This window comes from Streptomyces yokosukanensis, from assembly GCF_001514035.1.
Classification (GTDB): Bacteria; Actinomycetota; Actinomycetes; order Streptomycetales; family Streptomycetaceae; genus Streptomyces; species Streptomyces yokosukanensis.
The window spans coordinates 150557-166965 of record NZ_KQ948222.1; the positions used below are offsets into that span (position 1 = coordinate 150557).

At 70.8% G+C, this 16409-nt stretch carries 14 protein-coding genes; 5 read left to right on the plus strand and 9 right to left on the minus strand.

The window, feature by feature from the left end; all coding sequences use genetic code 11:
• Window positions 1-144 precede the first annotated feature (144 nt).
• Entirely contained in the window at window positions 145-429 is a 285-nt protein-coding gene (locus AQI95_RS34380) for a hypothetical protein (RefSeq protein WP_067133236.1), read from the minus strand.
• The gene (locus tag AQI95_RS34385) at window positions 426-755 is read right to left on the minus strand and encodes a hypothetical protein (protein WP_067133239.1); all 330 of its coding nucleotides are present in this window, start codon (window positions 753-755) and stop codon (window positions 426-428) included. Before AQI95_RS34385 ends, AQI95_RS34380 begins: the two co-directional genes overlap by 4 nt.
• Before the next feature lie 820 nt (window positions 756-1575).
• Between AQI95_RS34385 and AQI95_RS34395 the strand changes: the two genes are divergently transcribed.
• Together AQI95_RS34395 and AQI95_RS34400 are read left to right on the plus strand one after the other, a co-directional pair.
• Window positions 1576-2412 (plus strand): helix-turn-helix domain-containing protein, encoded by an 837-nt coding sequence (locus AQI95_RS34395; protein ID WP_067133245.1) that lies wholly within the window; start codon window positions 1576-1578, stop codon window positions 2410-2412.
• The gene (locus tag AQI95_RS34400) at window positions 2409-2621 is read left to right on the plus strand and encodes a DUF397 domain-containing protein (RefSeq protein ID WP_067133248.1); all 213 of its coding nucleotides are present in this window, start codon (window positions 2409-2411) and stop codon (window positions 2619-2621) included. Before AQI95_RS34395 ends, AQI95_RS34400 begins: the two co-directional genes overlap by 4 nt.
• Before the next feature lie 110 nt (window positions 2622-2731).
• Here AQI95_RS34400 and AQI95_RS34405 read toward each other — a convergent pair whose 3' ends face one another.
• Both AQI95_RS34405 and AQI95_RS34410 read right to left on the minus strand, forming a co-directional pair.
• Window positions 2732-3892, minus strand: a complete 1161-nt coding sequence (locus tag AQI95_RS34405) for an AI-2E family transporter (RefSeq protein ID WP_244188932.1) — start codon at window positions 3890-3892, stop codon at window positions 2732-2734.
• A 130-nt stretch (window positions 3893-4022) separates the two neighbouring features.
• Entirely contained in the window at window positions 4023-4217 is a 195-nt protein-coding gene (locus tag AQI95_RS34410) for a DUF3046 domain-containing protein (RefSeq protein WP_067133251.1), read from the minus strand.
• A gap of 642 nt (window positions 4218-4859) precedes the next feature.
• On the opposite strand from AQI95_RS34410, the gene AQI95_RS34415 reads away from it, so the two are divergent.
• Complete coding sequence (locus tag AQI95_RS34415; RefSeq protein WP_244188933.1) at window positions 4860-5876, plus strand: lactonase family protein; 1017 nt, start codon at window positions 4860-4862, stop codon at window positions 5874-5876.
• Window positions 5877-5998: 122 nt separating this feature from the next.
• On the opposite strand, the gene AQI95_RS34420 is transcribed toward AQI95_RS34415, so the two are convergent.
• Together AQI95_RS34420 and AQI95_RS49260 are read right to left on the minus strand one after the other, a co-directional pair.
• Window positions 5999-6232: a hypothetical protein gene (locus AQI95_RS34420; RefSeq protein WP_067133257.1), complete on the minus strand. Its 234-nt coding sequence runs from the start codon at window positions 6230-6232 to the stop codon at window positions 5999-6001.
• Entirely contained in the window at window positions 6229-6534 is a 306-nt protein-coding gene (locus AQI95_RS49260; RefSeq protein ID WP_244188934.1) for a hypothetical protein, read from the minus strand. The genes AQI95_RS34420 and AQI95_RS49260 overlap by 4 nt, the downstream gene beginning before the upstream one ends.
• 1600 nt (window positions 6535-8134) lie before the next feature.
• Between AQI95_RS49260 and AQI95_RS34435 the strand changes: the two genes are divergently transcribed.
• Window positions 8135-9079, plus strand: coding sequence for a prenyltransferase/squalene oxidase repeat-containing protein (locus AQI95_RS34435; RefSeq protein ID WP_079071703.1), 945 nt, complete (start codon window positions 8135-8137; stop codon window positions 9077-9079).
• 20 nt (window positions 9080-9099) lie between these two features.
• On the opposite strand, the gene AQI95_RS34440 is transcribed toward AQI95_RS34435, so the two are convergent.
• From AQI95_RS34440 to AQI95_RS34450, 3 genes are read right to left on the minus strand one after another with little or no spacing between them, the layout of a single operon-like run.
• Window positions 9100-9408, minus strand: a complete 309-nt coding sequence (locus tag AQI95_RS34440) for an AzlD domain-containing protein (protein WP_067133265.1) — start codon at window positions 9406-9408, stop codon at window positions 9100-9102.
• Window positions 9405-10214 carry an AzlC family ABC transporter permease gene (locus AQI95_RS34445; RefSeq protein WP_208614335.1) on the minus strand — a complete coding sequence of 270 codons (810 nt, stop codon included), beginning with the start codon at window positions 10212-10214 and terminating at the stop codon, window positions 9405-9407. Before AQI95_RS34445 ends, AQI95_RS34440 begins: the two co-directional genes overlap by 4 nt.
• A gap of 50 nt (window positions 10215-10264) precedes the next feature.
• Window positions 10265-11179 carry an AraC family transcriptional regulator gene (locus AQI95_RS34450; protein WP_079071705.1) on the minus strand — a complete coding sequence of 305 codons (915 nt, stop codon included), beginning with the start codon at window positions 11177-11179 and terminating at the stop codon, window positions 10265-10267.
• Between the two features lie 160 nt (window positions 11180-11339).
• Here AQI95_RS34450 and AQI95_RS34455 point away from each other — a divergent pair, with 160 nt between their 5' ends.
• The gene (locus AQI95_RS34455; protein ID WP_067133271.1) at window positions 11340-16379 is read left to right on the plus strand and encodes an ATP-dependent helicase; all 5040 of its coding nucleotides are present in this window, start codon (window positions 11340-11342) and stop codon (window positions 16377-16379) included.
• Window positions 16380-16409: the final 30 nt, after the last annotated feature.

The window sequence follows — 16409 nt, forward strand, 5'->3', positions numbered from 1 at the left end:
ACGGACGCCCAGCGCGAGCACCATGGACGACCCATGGGGCGGACAAGGACGACCATGGCCGCTCGCATCCCCGTGACCCTCGCGACCATGTCACGGCGGTTGTCGTAGACGATCATGCCAACCGTTATTCCAGGCAACGTCGCGTCAGCCATCGGCCCGCCCCAGCGTCCGTGAGTCCTTCGGATGGCCGTAAACCATGTGGTCACGCATGGCGTACAAGACCGCCTTTCCCGCTGTGGCGTTCTTGGTCTCCAGCGACTCCTTGAGCGCCCGTCGCAAGCCTCCGCACACGGGGCACCGCTCGGGGTCAACCGGTCCCAATCGTGGCGCCCTCAGATCCTCCACCTTGGCGGGGTACCGGGCTTTGAAGTACTCCCAGCTGCTGTCATCCAGCTTGGGGCCTTCCGCGCTGCATTCGATGTCGGTCACTCGTACCGCCCCCAGGAGTGGCCGCCCCGATGCGCTTCGGGAAGCCAGCAGTGGTTTTCCTCTGACGGGCTTGCCGAATTGCAGATGGCAAGGCACTGCACCTTGATGTCGTGGGCGACGTCGCCACTTTTCCCCCACGTGATCCACACAGCGGACCCTTTGCCCAAGTCCCGGAGCTGCGCAGCGTGTTCGCCGTATTCGTGCCTGTCGATTTCGCACGTCACGTCATCCGGCAACGGGTCATCTCCGTAAGGCAGTTCGCTCGCGAACTCCAGCGCTGCCGCCCGCATACCGTGCGGCACGTCCAGCGTCCTGTCACATTTCATCGCTCTCCTTTCTCTGCATCGCTTGCACTCGGGGACACGGCATGGAGGGAGCGTGCCGCGCGGGAACGCGATCACACCGGACACCGGGTCGAACCGCCCGCCGTAGCGCCTCCACCAGCCCTCAGCGCTCACGCCGGTTCGCCCGCTGCACAAGGGGCCGTAGCCGTTGCATGGCGGGGCTGTCGGACCGGTCGTCACCCCGCTGGTACTTCGGGGGAGCGTCGGGGCACTTCGGATGGCCGCACTTGCAAGGTGGCCAGTTCAGCGCCGACCGGATCGCGGGCTCACCGTGATCGGGGAGGTCGGCGTTCACGCCGCTCCTTCCCTCACGTCCGCTGCTCGGCGGTGCGGATGCTGTCGGATCGCCTCGTTGGCGCTGCGGGCGCTCACCACGCAGCCGAGCCGATGAGCTGCTTCCCGCTGTCGTGCGGCGGCAGCGCAGAGCGAGCAGCCCTCCACGGGTACAGGCTCAAGCTCCGGTACGCGGAGGGCCGGCGTGCTACTGCTCATCGCTCAACCACCTCGTAAGCCCGTTCTCAGCGACCCTCAGCACGGCGAGGGTCGGCATGCTGTACCCACCGCGCGGTACCCAGTCCGGGGCCAGACGCCAGAACCCGCCAGCGGCTATGAGTGCTTCCAACTCCGCCACGTCGTCCGCCGGGGGCTGGGGCGCTGAGGATTCGTGCGGTTCCGCGAGATAGCGCCTACCGGACACGGCTGATCCTCTCCGTAGTGCTACGACTACTGGGAGGTTCAGCGTGGCCCACACCTGGGAAGCGTTCAACGTGTCGGAACTGGATGGAAGGTTGGCGAACGAACCGTGAACAAGAACGAGTTGAACCCGGACGCCTCTCCCGAAGCGGCCTATGGAGCGCGCTTACGCAGTCTGCGAGAGGCTCGCGGCTGGACTCAGGAGGACCTCGCCGAACGCACGGAATATTCCAGCGTGCATATTTCAGCCGTCGAAAATAGTCGGAAACCTCCAACCCTCCGCTTCTCGCGTAGCGCTGACCGCGCCTTCGGCATCGAGGGCACGGCGGACGCGTTCGAGCGCGAGTACCGCGAGATCAATCACGGCAGCCTGCTGGAAGGGTTCCCGCAGTTCGTTGACCACGAGAGGCGTGCGACAGAGATCCGGCTGTATGAAGTGGGTGTCATCCCTGGTCTGCTTCAGACACTGGAGTACGCAACGACCTTGGCGGACGGCGCCGTCAAGCGGGGAGCGATCACCGCCGAGCAGGCGCACGAGCGGGTGACACTTGTCGCGGAACGGCAAGCAGCGCTTGTCCGCACGCCCCCGCCGCTGGTTTTCGTCATGCTGGACGAGAGCTGCATCCGTCGCCCCATCGGTGAACCCACCGTCATGGAAGCCCAGTTGGCGCGGCTGATCGAGTTCGCCGAGCTGCCGAACAGTGTGCTCCAGGTCGCTCCGTTCGATATGGGCACGCGCCGGCCGTTTGACCTGCCGGTCACCGTTCTCACGATGACAGACCGCTCGCTCATGTCGTACGCCGAATCTGCTCAACGAGGCCATCTCGAACGGGATAGCAGGTTCGTACTGCCCATTCTGACGGCCTACCATCAACTACAGGCCGAAGCCTGCTCGCAGGCGCAGTCTGTGGCCATGATCAACCAGTTGCGAAAGGGCACCCCGTGACGACCGAATCCCCGCAGTGGTTCACGTCCTCGTACAGCAACAACGGCGGCCAGTGCATCCAGGTCGCCGCAAACCTCGTCGCCGCGCGCGACGTGGTCCCTGTCCGTGACTCCAAGGCCCCTAGCGGTCCGGTTCTGGAGTTCCCCGCCGACGCGTTCTCATCCTTCGTGGCAGGCATCAAGGCCGCCGGAGAGTTCGGCGCAGTCTGACCGCCGGCCCGGGTACATCAGCTCGTGAAGTAGGTGCACAAGCCCCCTTGCCCCCCTTCAGGTCGGGACAAGGGGGCTTCCATTTGTCCGTCTCGTCTCTTAGGACGCGCTCATGCGGTTCGGACGACACGCACAGGCATAGCCGTCCTGGGCACGGGGAGGGGGGTACTTGTACGAGGTCTCGGGGTGTCGCTTTGTCGCGGTCCGTCCCCTAGCTGGTGGAGAAGATGACTACGCTCCTCCGCACTCAGCTTGAGGACCCGGGCAGCTAGCTCACGGTACGTTTCCGCAGGTGAGGGCATGTTTAGCAGCCTTTCGATTTGCTGGTAGACCACGACGAAGACCAGCACCCACACCGCGTACCAGGGATCGACGGTGAAGGCGATCAGCATCGGCAGCGCGCCCGCGAGGTACGTGCCGATGGTCGGGATGAACTGCGAGACCAGACCCACCCAGACGCCGAGCACCGGCGCGTACGGCACGCCCAGGGCTTGGAGCAGGATGTAGTGGGCGATGCCGGAGATCAGCGCCATCAGGCCGCGCGAGTAGAGATAGCCGCCCGTCTTGTCGACGGCGATCTCCCAGGCACGCAGCACCTCGGCCTGGCGTGCGGGCGGCAGGACGGAGCACAGGGCGCGGCGCAGCCGGGGACCGTCGGCGGCGAAGTAGAACGAGAACAGCCCGACCGTCAGCAGCTGGAACAAACCGCCGAGCACCTGCGCGGAGACGTCGAGGACACCGGCGGCGCTGTTCTGCGCGTACTTGCGCAGCCAGTCGGAGTGGAGCAGGCCCTCCTGGACGTCCACGCGCCGGAGGTCCGTGTGGAAGGAGTCGTTGATCCAGCGGATGAGCGAGTCGAGGTACTCCGGGAAGCCCTCGACCATCTTGATGATCTGGCCGGCCAGCATGGAGCCGAGCAAGGTGATGAACCCGGCGACGGCGATCGTCAATGCCAGGAAGACCAGGAAGGTCGCGAGGCCCCGGCGCATGCCGCGGGCGGCCATCCGGCTCACCGCGGGCTCTATCGCGAGAGCCAGGAAGAACGCGATCAATATGTTGATCAAGAGCCCGGTCAGCTGGTGGAAGGCCCAGCTGCCGAGCTGGAACGCGGCGATCAGCGCAAGCGCGAGCACCATGGCGCGTGGCAGCCAGCGCGGCATGCGGCCGCCCGGCGCGACGCTGCCGGAGGCCGGGGGCCGGTCGGACGGTGTCGTGTCGGTAGCTGCCGCAGGCCGGGTCAGCGGCGCGTTGTCGTCGTCGGTGGGTGCCACGCGCCAAGTGTCGCCGACGCCACCGACAACCGGCGCCCACCTGCGATCTTCGTGACCGATCAGTGCCGTAGGACCGACCCCTAAAGCGACATTCGGCACATATCGAGCGACGTGTCGATGTCCGGGCGCTTCAGCGCCGCTCGCCCGGCACGTCCATGACCGTGCAGACCACACGCCACACGTCCTTCGCGTCCCAGCCCGCGTCCAGCGCCTCGTTCACGGTGCGCCCGCCCAGCTCCGACATGACGTGATCGTTCGCGAAGGTGTCGGCGTACCCGGGACCGAAGTACTCCGCCATCCGCTGCCAGAAGATCGTCAACCGCATGAATTCCGCTCCGTACCCGCCATGACCTGCATGTTTACCGCCTCTCACGCCCCCGCCCGACCGTCAGGGGGTTTTCAGGAAGTCCCCCTCCCCACTGAACCAAGCATCCATGGCGGCGCGACGTCGCGTGCCTGCGTCGGGCATGAGGTGCGTGTATGTACGCAGGGTAGAGCCAGCGTCGGCGTGACCGGGCCGGCGGGCGAGGGAGACGATCACTCGGGCGACCTGAGCGCTGGTTGGCTCGCACATTCAACTGTCGCGTGTTGGCCCGTCCGGCTCTTGTCTTCAAGCCCTTCGTCGAGGAGCCGACGTTCACTGACGAGGACCGCGGCCGGAGCAGAGGCCGGCAAGTTCTTACAGAGATCTTTCGTGACGGCCGGGCGAGGAAAGGACGGCGACGGCGGCGACGCAGATCCAGTGTGAGACCGAACCGGGTCTTGCATCGCCGCCGGCGGCCCATGCCGCCAAGTCGACAGGAGCGCAAGAGAAATGACGATGGGCAAGAAGTCGAAGGCCGCGTCGCTGGCCGCCGTGATCGTGGCCGCCGCGGCGTCTCTCACACTGAGCGCCGGCCCGGCGTCAGCGCGCTCCGGCGGTACCCATGCCCCGGCGTCAGCGCAGCCTGGCGGTACTCAAGCTGCCGTGTTCGTCCAGACCGACGGGGTGAACGGCAACGCCGTGGTGGCTTACAGGCGTACCGCGGACGGACAGCTGCACCGGAGCGGCGTGTACCCGACCGGCGGGTCGGGCGGCGTCCTCGACGGCTCGGCGGTCGACCACCTCGCCTCGCAAGGATCGCTGACGTACGACCGGACACACGGCCTGCTGTACGCCGTGAACGCCGGCAGCGACACCGTTACGGTCTTCTCGGTCGACGGGGACAAGCCGGTCCGACGTCAGATCGTGTCGTCGGGAGGCGACTTCCCGGTCAGCGTGGCCGTGCACGGTGACCTGGTCTATGTACTCAACGCCTTGGGCGGCGGCTCGGTGCAGGGGTTCCGCAACGTACACGGCTCACTGGTGAAGGTGCCCTCGTGGCACCGCTCCCTCGGCCTGGACCCGGCCGCCACGCCCCAGTTCACGCACACACCCGGGCAGCTCGCCTTCAATCCGAACGGCCGCGCGCTGGTGGTGACCACGAAGGCCGGCGCCAACACCATAGACGTGTTCGCGGTGAGCCGGAACGGCATCGCGGCGAGCCCCGTGGTCACCGCCACCCCCGGCGCGGTTCCCTTCGGTTTCACCTTCGACGCCCACGGGCGTCTGGTGGTGACCGAAGCGGGAACCAACTCGGTCGCCACGTTCACGATCCGCGGGGACCTCAAGCTCACCAAGGTCGCGCAGGTGGCAACCGGGCAGGTGGCAACGTGCTGGATCGTCCGCGACGGCGCGCACGTCTACGCCTCCAACGCGGGCAGTGGCACCCTGTCCGGCCTGCACGTGAGCAGGGACGGCACGTTGCACTCGATCGGCACCACCACGACCGGCCCCGGAACAGTGGACGCCGACGTCTCCTCCGACGGTCGCTTCCTGTACGTACAGACCGGCAGGGCGGGCGGCGTCGACGAGTACCGTGTCAACGGTGACGGCTCGCTGACCCACGTGGGTTCGGTCGTCGTCCCGGACGCCGTCGGCGGCGAGGGAATCGCCGCCTCCTGACGGCAACACCGCAGACTTCGGTGCGGTGGGGGCTCACCGTTCCCACCGCACCGGGGAAACGTCCGGGAATCGCATCCCGTCGAAAGCCTCGCACAGGCATACGCGGCGCTCCGATGCCCGGCTCAGGTCCCCATGACGGCGGCGAGCAGCCCGTGGTAGTCCTCGTCACAGGGACCGCAGGAGAGCAGGTGCGCCGAGACACCTGGCCAGTGCCGCTCGGGATCGCCTCCCGCTGCCTTGAGGTCCGCGTACACGTGGAGCAGGCGCAGGGCCTCGTCGCATCCCACGTCCCTCGGATCCGTGTTCAGGAACCGCTCCAACGACGCCTGCACGGCGAGCCGGTCCGGCTTCGTCATGACCGCCTCCCGGGGATCGCGTCCACATAGCCCTGAGCCACGAGATGGTCCCGCAGTCTGCACCGGGCATCGAACATCGTCTTGTAGACGGCGTTGCGGCTGCTTCCGAGCTCCAGGACCAGCGCGTCCAGTGGTACGGCGTCGAGCACGAGAGACACGAAGACTCTGCGCTGATGACGCGTCAGCACCTCGTCCGCCGCCGAGCGCACGGCGGCGGCCAGGGCGCGCGCCTCGGACACGTCCACGGGATCGGCGCCCAGCCGGTCGGGCAGACGATCCCAGTCCCCCCCGTCGAGTTCCACCCGCTGCGTGCGCCAGAAGTGGCGGCCGACCTTCGCCGAGACTTCGAGGACGACGAACTTGTAGGCCCAGGTGGTGAACCGGCTCTCCCCCCCGGAAAACGCCGGCCTTCTTGGTGATGGCGAGGAGGGCGTCCGCGGCGGCCTGATGAGCGAGGTCGTCGACCTCGGGGCCGTCGAAGTCGTACCGGGATCGCCGCCTCGCCAGTTCTCGCCTCGCGATCCGCAGCAGATCGCCGTGCAGCCGGGCACAAGCCTGCTCGTAGGCCGCTCCTGTCGACGACAGGTCCCGCACCCAGGAGGCAGAGGCAGAATCGAGTGCGCGCGCAGCCTCAGCCGGCACTGCGGGCGCTTCCAGCGTGCGCTCGCCTTGCTCGTGTCTGAACACAGACGCCATGCGCCCCATCGTAAACGCGCTGTCCCCAGGCCGGGTTCAGGGTCGGATGCCGTGGCAGTCCCGGAGCCGCAAGGCGAGTTCCATCGCGAACGCACGCAGGTCATCACACGGATGACCGCCAGCACACCGGCGCCTCCCCTGAAAGCCCATCGAGTTCGTCGTACGCCGACAAATACGGGATGGAGTCTGGAATGCCCCTTGAATGAAAACCGCTTCCTCGTACCCGCCTGAGCACGAGGAGGCGTTTGTGCTTTCGTCACGGAATGACCGTGCCTCTCATCGTTCATTCGCTCACACTGGGTGAAACACCCTGCGGTGCCTTTATCCCCCGAGTTGCGCCCGGAAGCTTTCCGGGCAGTCGCCCACCTCCTGGGCGATGGCGCTGCCGAAGAACGTGTCAGCGTCAGTGGCACCGTTGGCCATGCTGGCGAGCCCCTCGCAGGTACGAGCGTGATTCTGGGCGAACTCCTGAGCCTCCTGCTGTTCCCTCTGCTGCTGTTGGGCCGTCGTCTCGCAACGTCCCAGGTACCCTCCGAAGCCCGGATTGCAGGCGGCAGACGCGGCTGGCGCGGCGCTTACAGCGCAGCCGGCCAGGCCGGCCATGAGAGCTGCGACGGCGGTGCCCCGGACGACCGCACGCCTGCTCCGATCGGGCCGCCGACGCATGTTTTGTCCGCGGAGATTCATGATGCGCATTCCTCTCATGCAAGGAGACTGTTCACCGGAAGGCTCTCAGTCACGGAATGAGAGCATTCAAGGAACAAAGCGACTCGACCGGAAGTGGGTTTATCAATTCCTGTGGTGTATTCATGACGCGCCTGGGAAAACCCTGCGGAGGCGGAAGCAGAAACCTACGGACCCGGGCGCGACAAGCACTGAGCCGCCGCGCCCGCTCGTAAAACCTGTGCCCAGGAGAGCCGCTGCAGCGAGTCCCACACCCGCCTTCCGCATGGCATCCATGGGTGATGCCGTGTACTGATTCCAGTTGGTGGGCCCTTCAGCGCTGATTGAGGGCTTGACGGCGGGGAGGGCTTGCGATTCCGCACAACAGTGCAGGTCATAGCCCTCATTGACGAAGTCTCCGCAGGTCGGCGGGTCTTCCGCTCCAGAAAACCGTCAACCGCATGACACCGGTATCCCGCCCCTGGGGGTGGGCCCCGGCCGGGAGCCCTTGCCGAGACCGCTTTCCGCCCTACGGTCTGACCCATGTCCGAAACAGGAGCTTCCCCACTCCCCACCACGCACCCGGCGCGGTCCCCGCTCTTCCGCGCCGAGCAGTTCGTGTGGCTCACCGCGCGCGTGCTGGAGCAGCGCCTCTTCGCTCACCACTTCCTGAACGGCACCCTGGACGCGGTGGAAGCGGCACTGGACGCCTACCGCAACGAGGACGGCGGCTACGGGCACGGGCTGGAGCCCGATCTGCGCGGCCCCGTGAGCCAGCCGCTGCACACCGCGTACGCGCTGCGCGTCCTGGACGCCGTCGGGCGCTGCGGCGGGCAACGGGTCGAGCGGGTGTGCCGCTATCTGACGTCGGTCTCCACCGCGGACGGCGCCCTGCCGATGGTCCGTCCCAGCCAGCGCGGGTACCCGACGGCACCGTTCGTCCCGGTCGTCGACGACCCTCCCAGCGAGCTGCTCGCCACCGGACCGGTGGTCGGGCTGCTGCACCGCAACGAGGTGTGGCACGCCTGGCTGTTCCGGGCCACCGACTTCTGCTGGCAGGCCGTGGAGTCGCTGGACAAGTCCCACCCGTACGAGGTGGAGGCTGCCGTGGCCTTTCTGGACTCCGCCCCCGACCGCCCACGCGCGCAGGCCGCCGCGGACCGGCTCGGCCGCCTGGTCCGCGAGCAGCGGCTCGCGGCCCTGGACCCGCACCGGCTCGACGCGTATCCCATCGCCTGCGGTTACGCCCCGGGCGAGCACCACTTCCCGCACGACTTCGCCAGGAGTCCGGAGTCACTCGCGCGCGCGTGGTTCACGGACGACGAGATGGCACGCTCCCTGGACCACCTGGCCGCCGAGCAGCAGGACGACGGCGGCTGGCCGCTCCGGCGGCGCCCCTGGGCCGCGGCCCCCGCGCTGGAGTCACGCCCTGTGGTGACGATCGAGGCACTGCGCACACTGCGAGCGTACGGCCGGTTCGTGGGCTGAGCCGCGGGCGCGCTCGCGCGTCACCCTCCGACAGCGCGTACGCCCGCCGTCACCACCACGGCCGCCGCGACGACCAGCAGGAACGGCGCGCGCAGCGCCAGCGCCACGGCGGCCGCGCCGAGCCCTGCGACCCGCGCGTCCAGGACGAGCGCGTGCCCGTCGGCGAACGTCTGCTGGGCCGTGAGCGCGGCGAGGAGGGCGACGGGCAGCAGGGTCGCGAGCCGCCGCACGAACGCGCGCTCCAGGACGCCCGCGGGCACGAGCAGACCGGCGAGCTTGACGGCGTAGCAACCGAGGACGGTCAAGCCGATCGCTATCCAGGTGTTCACTGGTCCTCCTCTGGCGTCTCGGGCTCTGGCGTCTCGGGTGCCGTCGGTCCCGACCCGGCGCGGGGCTCGCGCGGCGCGCCCCGGTCCGCCGCGGCGCGTGCGCCCGGACGGCCCCGCCGCACACGGGCGCGGCGGTCCTGGGCGGCCAGGACGACCGGCGCCGCGAGGGCCGCCGCCAGGACCGGGACGCCGGCCGGCAGCACGGGCAGCAGGCCGAGGCCCAGCAGGACCGCCAGGCCGGCGACCGCGCGCTCGGCGGCCGTCTTCAGCATCGGCATGAGCAGGGCGAGGAACACGGCGGGTCCGGCCGCGTCCAGACCCCACGCGCGCGTGTCGCCGATGGCCTTGGCTCCGAGCACGCCGAGCAGCGTGGTCAGGTTCCAGAGCGTGTACAGCGTGAGCCCGGTGACGGTGAAGCCGATCCGCCGGGCACGCCGGGTCGGCTGCGCCAGGGTGACCGCCGTGGTCTCGTCGATCACCCACTGGGCGGCGAGCGGCCGTAGGGCGCGCGGAAGGGCGAGCAGTTGCGACAGCCGCAGCCCGTAGAACGCGTTGCGCACGCCGAGGAAGAAGGCTCCGGCGGCCGCCGTGAACGGACTGCCCCCGGCGGCGAGCGCTCCGACCAGGGCGAACTGGGAGGCGCCGGTGAAGACCAGCAGGCTGAGCACGCAGGTCTGGAGCAGTCCGAGCCCGCTGCCGGCCGAGGTCACCCCGAAGGCGAAGCCGGAAAGGCCCACGGCGATCCCGACTCCGAGGGCGTCGCGTACGACGGCCCGGTCGGGCTTGTCCGCGTCGCCGGCCGTCATGTCCGCGAGAGCTGTCTGCTGTGCCACGTCCCGGACGGTACGGGTGTGTGTCAGTCCGGGTCTTGTACGTTCTTGCGCCGGCGCCGGCGGTCCGTCCTGTGCTCGCGCTGGTAGGCGCCCGGAGGCACGCCGACGATCCGGGCGAAGTGCCGGTTCAGATGGGGCTGGTCGGTAAAGCCGACGGCCACGGCCGCCTCGGCAGGGGGCCGACCCGCGTCCAGCAGGAGCCGCGCCCGGCGCACGCGGGCGTCGGTCAGCCAGGTGTGCGGTGGCATGCCGTAGGTGTCACGGAACGCGCGCAGCAGCGCGAACGGGCTGGTCCCGAGGTCGCCGGCCAGCCGTTCCAGGGTCGGCGGCTCGGCCATCCGCTCGTCGAGCACCGCCCGCGCGCGTGCCGCGATGCCGGCGCCCGCCGTGCGGATCCGCCGCTGTGGCAGCGGGCCCCCGTTCAGCCGCAGCAGCCTGGTGACGGCGACACGGAGCAGGGTGTCGGCGGCCAGCGCGTTGCCCTCCTCGGCGGCGCGCAGCACCTGGTGGACCAGCCGGACGGTGCGGGGGTCGTCGAGGACGGGGCCGACGAAGCCCGGGGTGCCCCGGATGCTGGTGGTCTCGGCCGCGATCTCGGCGACCACCTCGGGCGAGGGGTAGACCGCGCCGTACCGCCAGCCCTCGGGGACACCGGCGCGGCCGGTGTGGGCGGTGTCCGGGTTGACGAGGGCGAGGGCTCCCGCGCCCGCGGACACGTCGGAGCCGTGGTGGTGGAAGATCTCGACGCCGTCGGCTATCGCCGCGATCACGAAATGCTCGTGGGTGTGCCGGACGAAGGTCTTTCGGACGTACCGGGCCCGCAGCAGGTCCACGCCGGGCAGCTCGTCGTACCGCCAGTGCCGCGCACGCTCCACCGGCCGTTGCCTGCCCGTCTCCCCGCCCGTCCGTTCCTCGCCCCACCCAGTCGTGCCCGCCATGCGCCCATTCTCCGCCCCACCGCCCGCGACCGACCCCCCGCCGACTTCCGCCGACTTCCGCCGACCTCCCGCTGGTTCCCGCCAGCTTCCCGCCGGTTTCCCGCGCACGGCGTTTCCCCAGGTCAGCGCGATTGTCAGTGGCCGGGTGCAGGATGGACGCATGGTCAGCTCCGCACTCCGAGCCCTCGACGGCTTCTCACCCGCGACCCGCGGCTGGTTCACGGGGGCGTTCTCCGCGCCCACCGCGGCCCAGGCCGGCGCGTGGCAGGCCATCGGTGCGGGCTCGGACGTGCTGGTCGTGGCCCCGACCGGCTCGGGCAAGACGCTGGCCGCGTTCCTCGCCGCCCTGGACCAGCTCGCCTCGACCCCGCACCCGGCCGACCCGAAGAAGCGCTGCCGGGTTCTGTACGTGTCGCCGCTGAAGGCCCTCGCCGTCGACGTCGAGCGCAACCTGCGCAGCCCGCTGACCGGCATCCGCCAGGAGTCCGTGCGCCTGGGCCTGCCCGAGCCCGAGGTCAAGGTCGGCATCCGCTCCGGCGACACCCCCGCGGCGGAGCGGCGCGCGCTGTCCACGCGCCCGCCGGACATCCTGATCACCACCCCCGAGTCGCTGTTCCTGATGCTGACCTCGGCCACGCGCGACGCTCTGGCTGGCGTGGAGACGGTGATCCTGGACGAGGTGCACGCGGTCGCGGGCACCAAGCGCGGCGCCCATCTCGCGCTCTCCCTCGAGCGGTTGGACGAGCTGCTGCCCAAGCCGGCCCGCCGGATCGGCCTTTCGGCCACCGTCCGCCCGGTGGACGAGATCGCCCGGTATCTCTCGCCGCGCCGCAAGGTGGAGATCGTCCAGCCGGAGTCCGGCAAGGAGTTCGACCTGTCCGTGGTCGTCCCGGTCGAGGACATGGGCGAGCTGGCGGGCGCCCCGGCGGCGGACGCGGGCGGGGGCGCGGAGCGGCCGTCGATCTGGCCGCCTGTGGAGGAGCGGATCGCCGACCTGGTCCAGTCCCACCGCTCCACGATCGTGTTCGCCAACTCCCGGCGCCTGGCCGAGCGCCTGTGCAACCGGCTCAACGAGATCGCGTACGAGCGGGCGACGGGCGAGACCCTGGAGGAGCATCACTCCCCGGCCCAGCTGATGGGCGGCTCGGGCGCGGCCCAGGGCGCGCCCCCGGTGATCGCCCGCGCGCACCACGGCTCGGTCTCCAAGGAGCAGCGTGCCCTGGTCGAGGAGGACCTGAAGGCGGGCCGGCTGCCCGCGGTGGTCGCCACGTCCAGTCTGGAGCTGGGTATCGACATGGGCGCCGTCGACCTGGTCGTCCAGGTCGAGTCCCCGCCCTCGGTCGCCTCCGGGCTCCAGCGCGTCGGCCGCGCCGGACATCAGGTGGGCGCGATCTCCACCGGTGTCGTCTTCCCCAAGTACCGCGGCGACCTCGTGCAGGCGGCCGTGGTCACCGAACGGATGCGCACGGGCTCGATCGAGTCCCTGAAAGTCCCGGCGAACCCGCTGGACGTCCTCGCGCAGCAGCTGGTCGCCATGACGGCGCTGGACACCTGGCAGTTCGACGACCTGCTCGCCATGGTCCGACGGGCGGCCCCCTTCGCTTCGCTGCCCGACTCGGCGTTCACGGCGGTCCTCGACATGCTCGCGGGCCGCTATCCGTCGGACGCGTTCGCGGAGCTGCGTCCGCGCGTGGTGTGGGACCGCGTGACCGGCGAGATCACCGGACGCCCTGGCGCCCAGCGCCTCGCCGTCACCTCCGGCGGCACGATCCCCGACCGGGGCCTGTTCGGGGTCTTTCTCGCCGGTTCCCCCGCCGAGGGCAGTGGTGGGCGACGGGCGGGAGGCCGGGTCGGCGAGCTGGACGAGGAGATGGTCTACGAATCCCGGGTCGGCGACGTCTTCACGCTGGGCACGAGTTCCTGGCGCATCGAGGACATCACCCGCGACCGGGTCCTGGTCTCCCCCGCCCCCGGCGTGCCGGGCAGGCTGCCGTTCTGGAAGGGCGACCAGCTGGGCCGCCCGCTCGAACTGGGCCGCGCGGTGGGCGCGTTCCTGCGCGAGGTCGGCTCGCAGCCCAAGGACGACGCCCGGCTGAGGCTGCTGGCGGCGGGCCTGGACGCCTGGGCGGCGGACAATGTGCTGTCGTACCTGGACGAGCAGCGCGAGGCCTGCGGCCACGTCCCGGACGACCGCACGATCGTCGTGGAGCGCTTCCGCGACGAGCTGGGCGACTGGCGGGTCGTCGTCCATTCCCCCTTCGGCGCCCAGGTCCACGCCCCCTGGGCTCTCGCGCTCGGCGCCCGGCTGTCCGAGCGGTACGGCATGGACGCGCAGGTCATGCACGCCGACGACGGCATCGTGCTGCGCCTGCCCGACGCCGACCTGATGGGCCTGGACCTGCTCGACCAGGCGCCGACGAAGGCCGGCACGGAGTACGACGCCGAGCAGGCGCCGGTCGGCGCGGCGGACGTCGCCTTCGACAAGGGCGAGGTCGACCAGATCGTCACCGACCAGGTCGGGGGCTCCGCCCTGTTCGCCTCCCGCTTCCGCGAGTGCGCGGCGCGCGCGCTGCTGCTGCCGCGCCGCAATCCCGGCAAGCGCACCCCCCTGTGGCAGCAGCGCCAGCGGGCGGCCCAACTGCTGCAGGTGGCGAGTGAGTTCGGCTCGTTCCCGATCGTCCTGGAGGCGATCCGAGAATGCCTCCAGGACGTCTTCGACGTCCCCGGGCTCGTCGAGCTGATGGGCGACATCGAGTCCCGCAAGGTGCGCCTGGTCGAGGTCACCACCCCGGAGCCGTCCCCGTTCGCCCGCTCCCTGCTGTTCGGGTACGTCGCCCAGTTCCTGTACGAGGGCGACTCCCCGCTCGCCGAACGCCGGGCCGCCGCGCTGTCCTTGGACTCGCGTCTGCTGGCCGAGCTGCTCGGCCAGGCGGAGCTGCGCGAGCTGCTCGACGCCGAGGTGCTGACCGAGCTGGAGCGCGAGCTGCAGTGGCTCGCCGAGGACCGCCGGGTCAAGGACGTGGAGGGTGCCGCCGATGTGCTCCGGCTGCTCGGCCCCTTGACCGACGCCGAGTTGGTCGCGCGGGGCGCGGACCCGCAGTGGGCGCGTGAGCTGGCGGGCGCGCGCCGGGCCATCAAGGTGCGGATCGCCGGAGCGGACCACTGGGCGGCGATCGAGGACGCGGGCCGGCTGCGCGACGCGCTCGGCACGGCACTGCCGGTCGGTGTGCCCGAGGCTTTCACCGAGCCGGTGAAGGACCCTCTGGGCGATCTCCTCGCCCGTCACGCCCGCACCCACGGCCCGTTCACGTCGGCCACGGCGGCGGCCCGCTTCGGCCTCGGCGTGGCCGTCACCGAGGGCGCCCTGCAGCGGCTCGCCGCGAGCGGCCGGGTCGTCCAGGGCGAGTTCCACCCGGCGGGCATCGGCCAGGAGTGGTGCGACGCGGCCGTGCTGCGCCGTCTGCGCCGCCGCTCCCTGGCGGCCCTGCGCCATGAACTGGAGCCGGTGCCACCGGCCGCGCTCGCCCAGTTCCTGCCGCAGTGGCAGCACATCGGCAAGGGCCACGGGCTGCGCGGCGTCGACGGACTGGTGCGCGCCGTGGAGCAGTTGCAGGGCGCCTCGGTGCCGGCCTCCGCGCTGGAGAAGCTGGTCCTGCCCTCCCGCGTGGCGAACTACACGCCCTCGATGCTCGACGAGCTGACCTCGGCCGGTGAAGTGGTGTGGGCCGGCGCGGGCGCCCTGCCCGGCAAGGACGGCTGGGTCTCCCTGTATCTGGCGGACGCTGCCCCCTTGCTGCTCCCGCCGCCCCACCCCCTGGAGCCGACCGCGCTCCACCAGTCCGTCCTGGACGCGCTCCGCGGCGGCTACGGCCTGTTCTTCCGTCAGATCGCCGACCAGGTCCGCGCCACCACCCACCCCGACACCACCGACCCCCAACTGGCCGACGCGCTCTGGGACCTGGCCTGGTCGGGCCGGCTCACCAACGACACCCTCGCCCCGATGCGCTCGCTGCTGGGATCCGGCCGTACGGCGGGCTCCACGGCCCACCGCGCCAAGCGCACCGTCCCGCGCGGGCGCTACGGCTCCCTGACGGCCGCCGCGCGCACCGCCTCCCGTTCGGGGCCCCCGACCGTCGCCGGCCGCTGGTCTCTGCTGCCCGCTGCCGAGCCGGAGGCGACCGTGCGCGCCCACGCGCTGGCCCGCACCCTTCTGGACCGGCACGGCGTGGTCACCCGGGGTGCGGTCGGCGCGGAGGGGATCGAGGGCGGCTTCTCGGCGGTGTACCGCGTGCTGTCCGCGTTCGAGGACAGCGGTCAGGCCCGGCGCGGCTATGTGGTCGAGGGCCTGGGCGCGGCCCAGTTCGCCATGGACGGCGCCGTGGACCGACTCCGCGCGGTGGCGAACGCCCGCGAGCGCGGCGAGAACCTGACCACCGCGGCCCGCCCGGACGGCTTCCCCGCCCTCGGCTTCCCGCCCGGCCCCACCGAATCGGCCTTCCCGCCCGGCTTCCCCGACGCGGCCTTCCCGAACGGCTTCGGCATGCCCGACAACACACCGCACGACCACGCGCTCCCCGGTGCCTTCGACGGAAACGACGGCGGACTCGCCCATCCCGGTCTCGACGGCGACTTCACCTGGCCCCCGACGGACTCCCCGTCCGCCCCCGGCGACCACGTCTCCCCCCGCGACCTCGCCGACCCCTTCGCCTCCCCCGGCCACGACGGCCCCCGAGGGGGCGGAGCCGGCGCCCACGGCTCACGTGCGCACCGGGGATACGGCAGCGGGCGCTCGGGCGCGCCCGCGTCCGACCCCCGTGCCGTGGTCCTCGCCGCGGCCGACCCCGCCAACGCCTATGGCGCGGCCCTCGCCTGGCCCGAGCCACCGACCGGTGCCGGGCACAAGCCGGGCCGCAAGGCGGGCTCGCTGGTCGTCCTGGTGGAGGGCGAGCTGACGCTGTACATGGAGCGTGGCGGCAAGACCCTGCTGGCCTGGCCCGCCGCCCCGGACACCGCGCCCCCGGACGATCACCGTCTCCGTACGGCCGCCGAAGCGCTGGCCGCGGCGGCTCGCGCGGGCTCGCTCGGTACGGTCACGGTCGAGCGGATCAACGGCGCCCAGGCTCTGACCTCACCGATCGGCACCGTTCTGGAAGCCGCGGGATTCGTGGCCACGCCGCGCGGCCTGCGCCTGAGAGCGTGATCGCCGCGGACCGCCCGCGTCACCCGACCG

Excerpts from the sequence above, each read along its gene's own strand:
- AQI95_RS34445 (WP_208614335.1), bottom strand. The coding sequence starts at position 10,214 with ATGACGGCCGGCGACGCGGACAAGCCCGACCGGGCCGTCGTACGCGAC.
- AQI95_RS34385 (WP_067133239.1), bottom strand. The coding sequence starts at position 755 with ATGAAATGTGACAGGACGCTGGACGTGCCGCACGGTATGCGGGCGGCA.
- AQI95_RS34455 (WP_067133271.1), top strand. The coding sequence starts at position 11,340 with ATGGTCAGCTCCGCACTCCGAGCCCTCGACGGCTTCTCACCCGCGACC.
- AQI95_RS34450 (WP_079071705.1), bottom strand. The coding sequence starts at position 11,179 with ATGGCGGGCACGACTGGGTGGGGCGAGGAACGGACGGGCGGGGAGACG.
- AQI95_RS34410 (WP_067133251.1), bottom strand. The coding sequence starts at position 4,217 with ATGCGGTTGACGATCTTCTGGCAGCGGATGGCGGAGTACTTCGGTCCC.
- AQI95_RS34435 (WP_079071703.1), top strand. The coding sequence starts at position 8,135 with ATGTCCGAAACAGGAGCTTCCCCACTCCCCACCACGCACCCGGCGCGG.
- AQI95_RS34420 (WP_067133257.1), bottom strand. The coding sequence starts at position 6,232 with ATGACGAAGCCGGACCGGCTCGCCGTGCAGGCGTCGTTGGAGCGGTTC.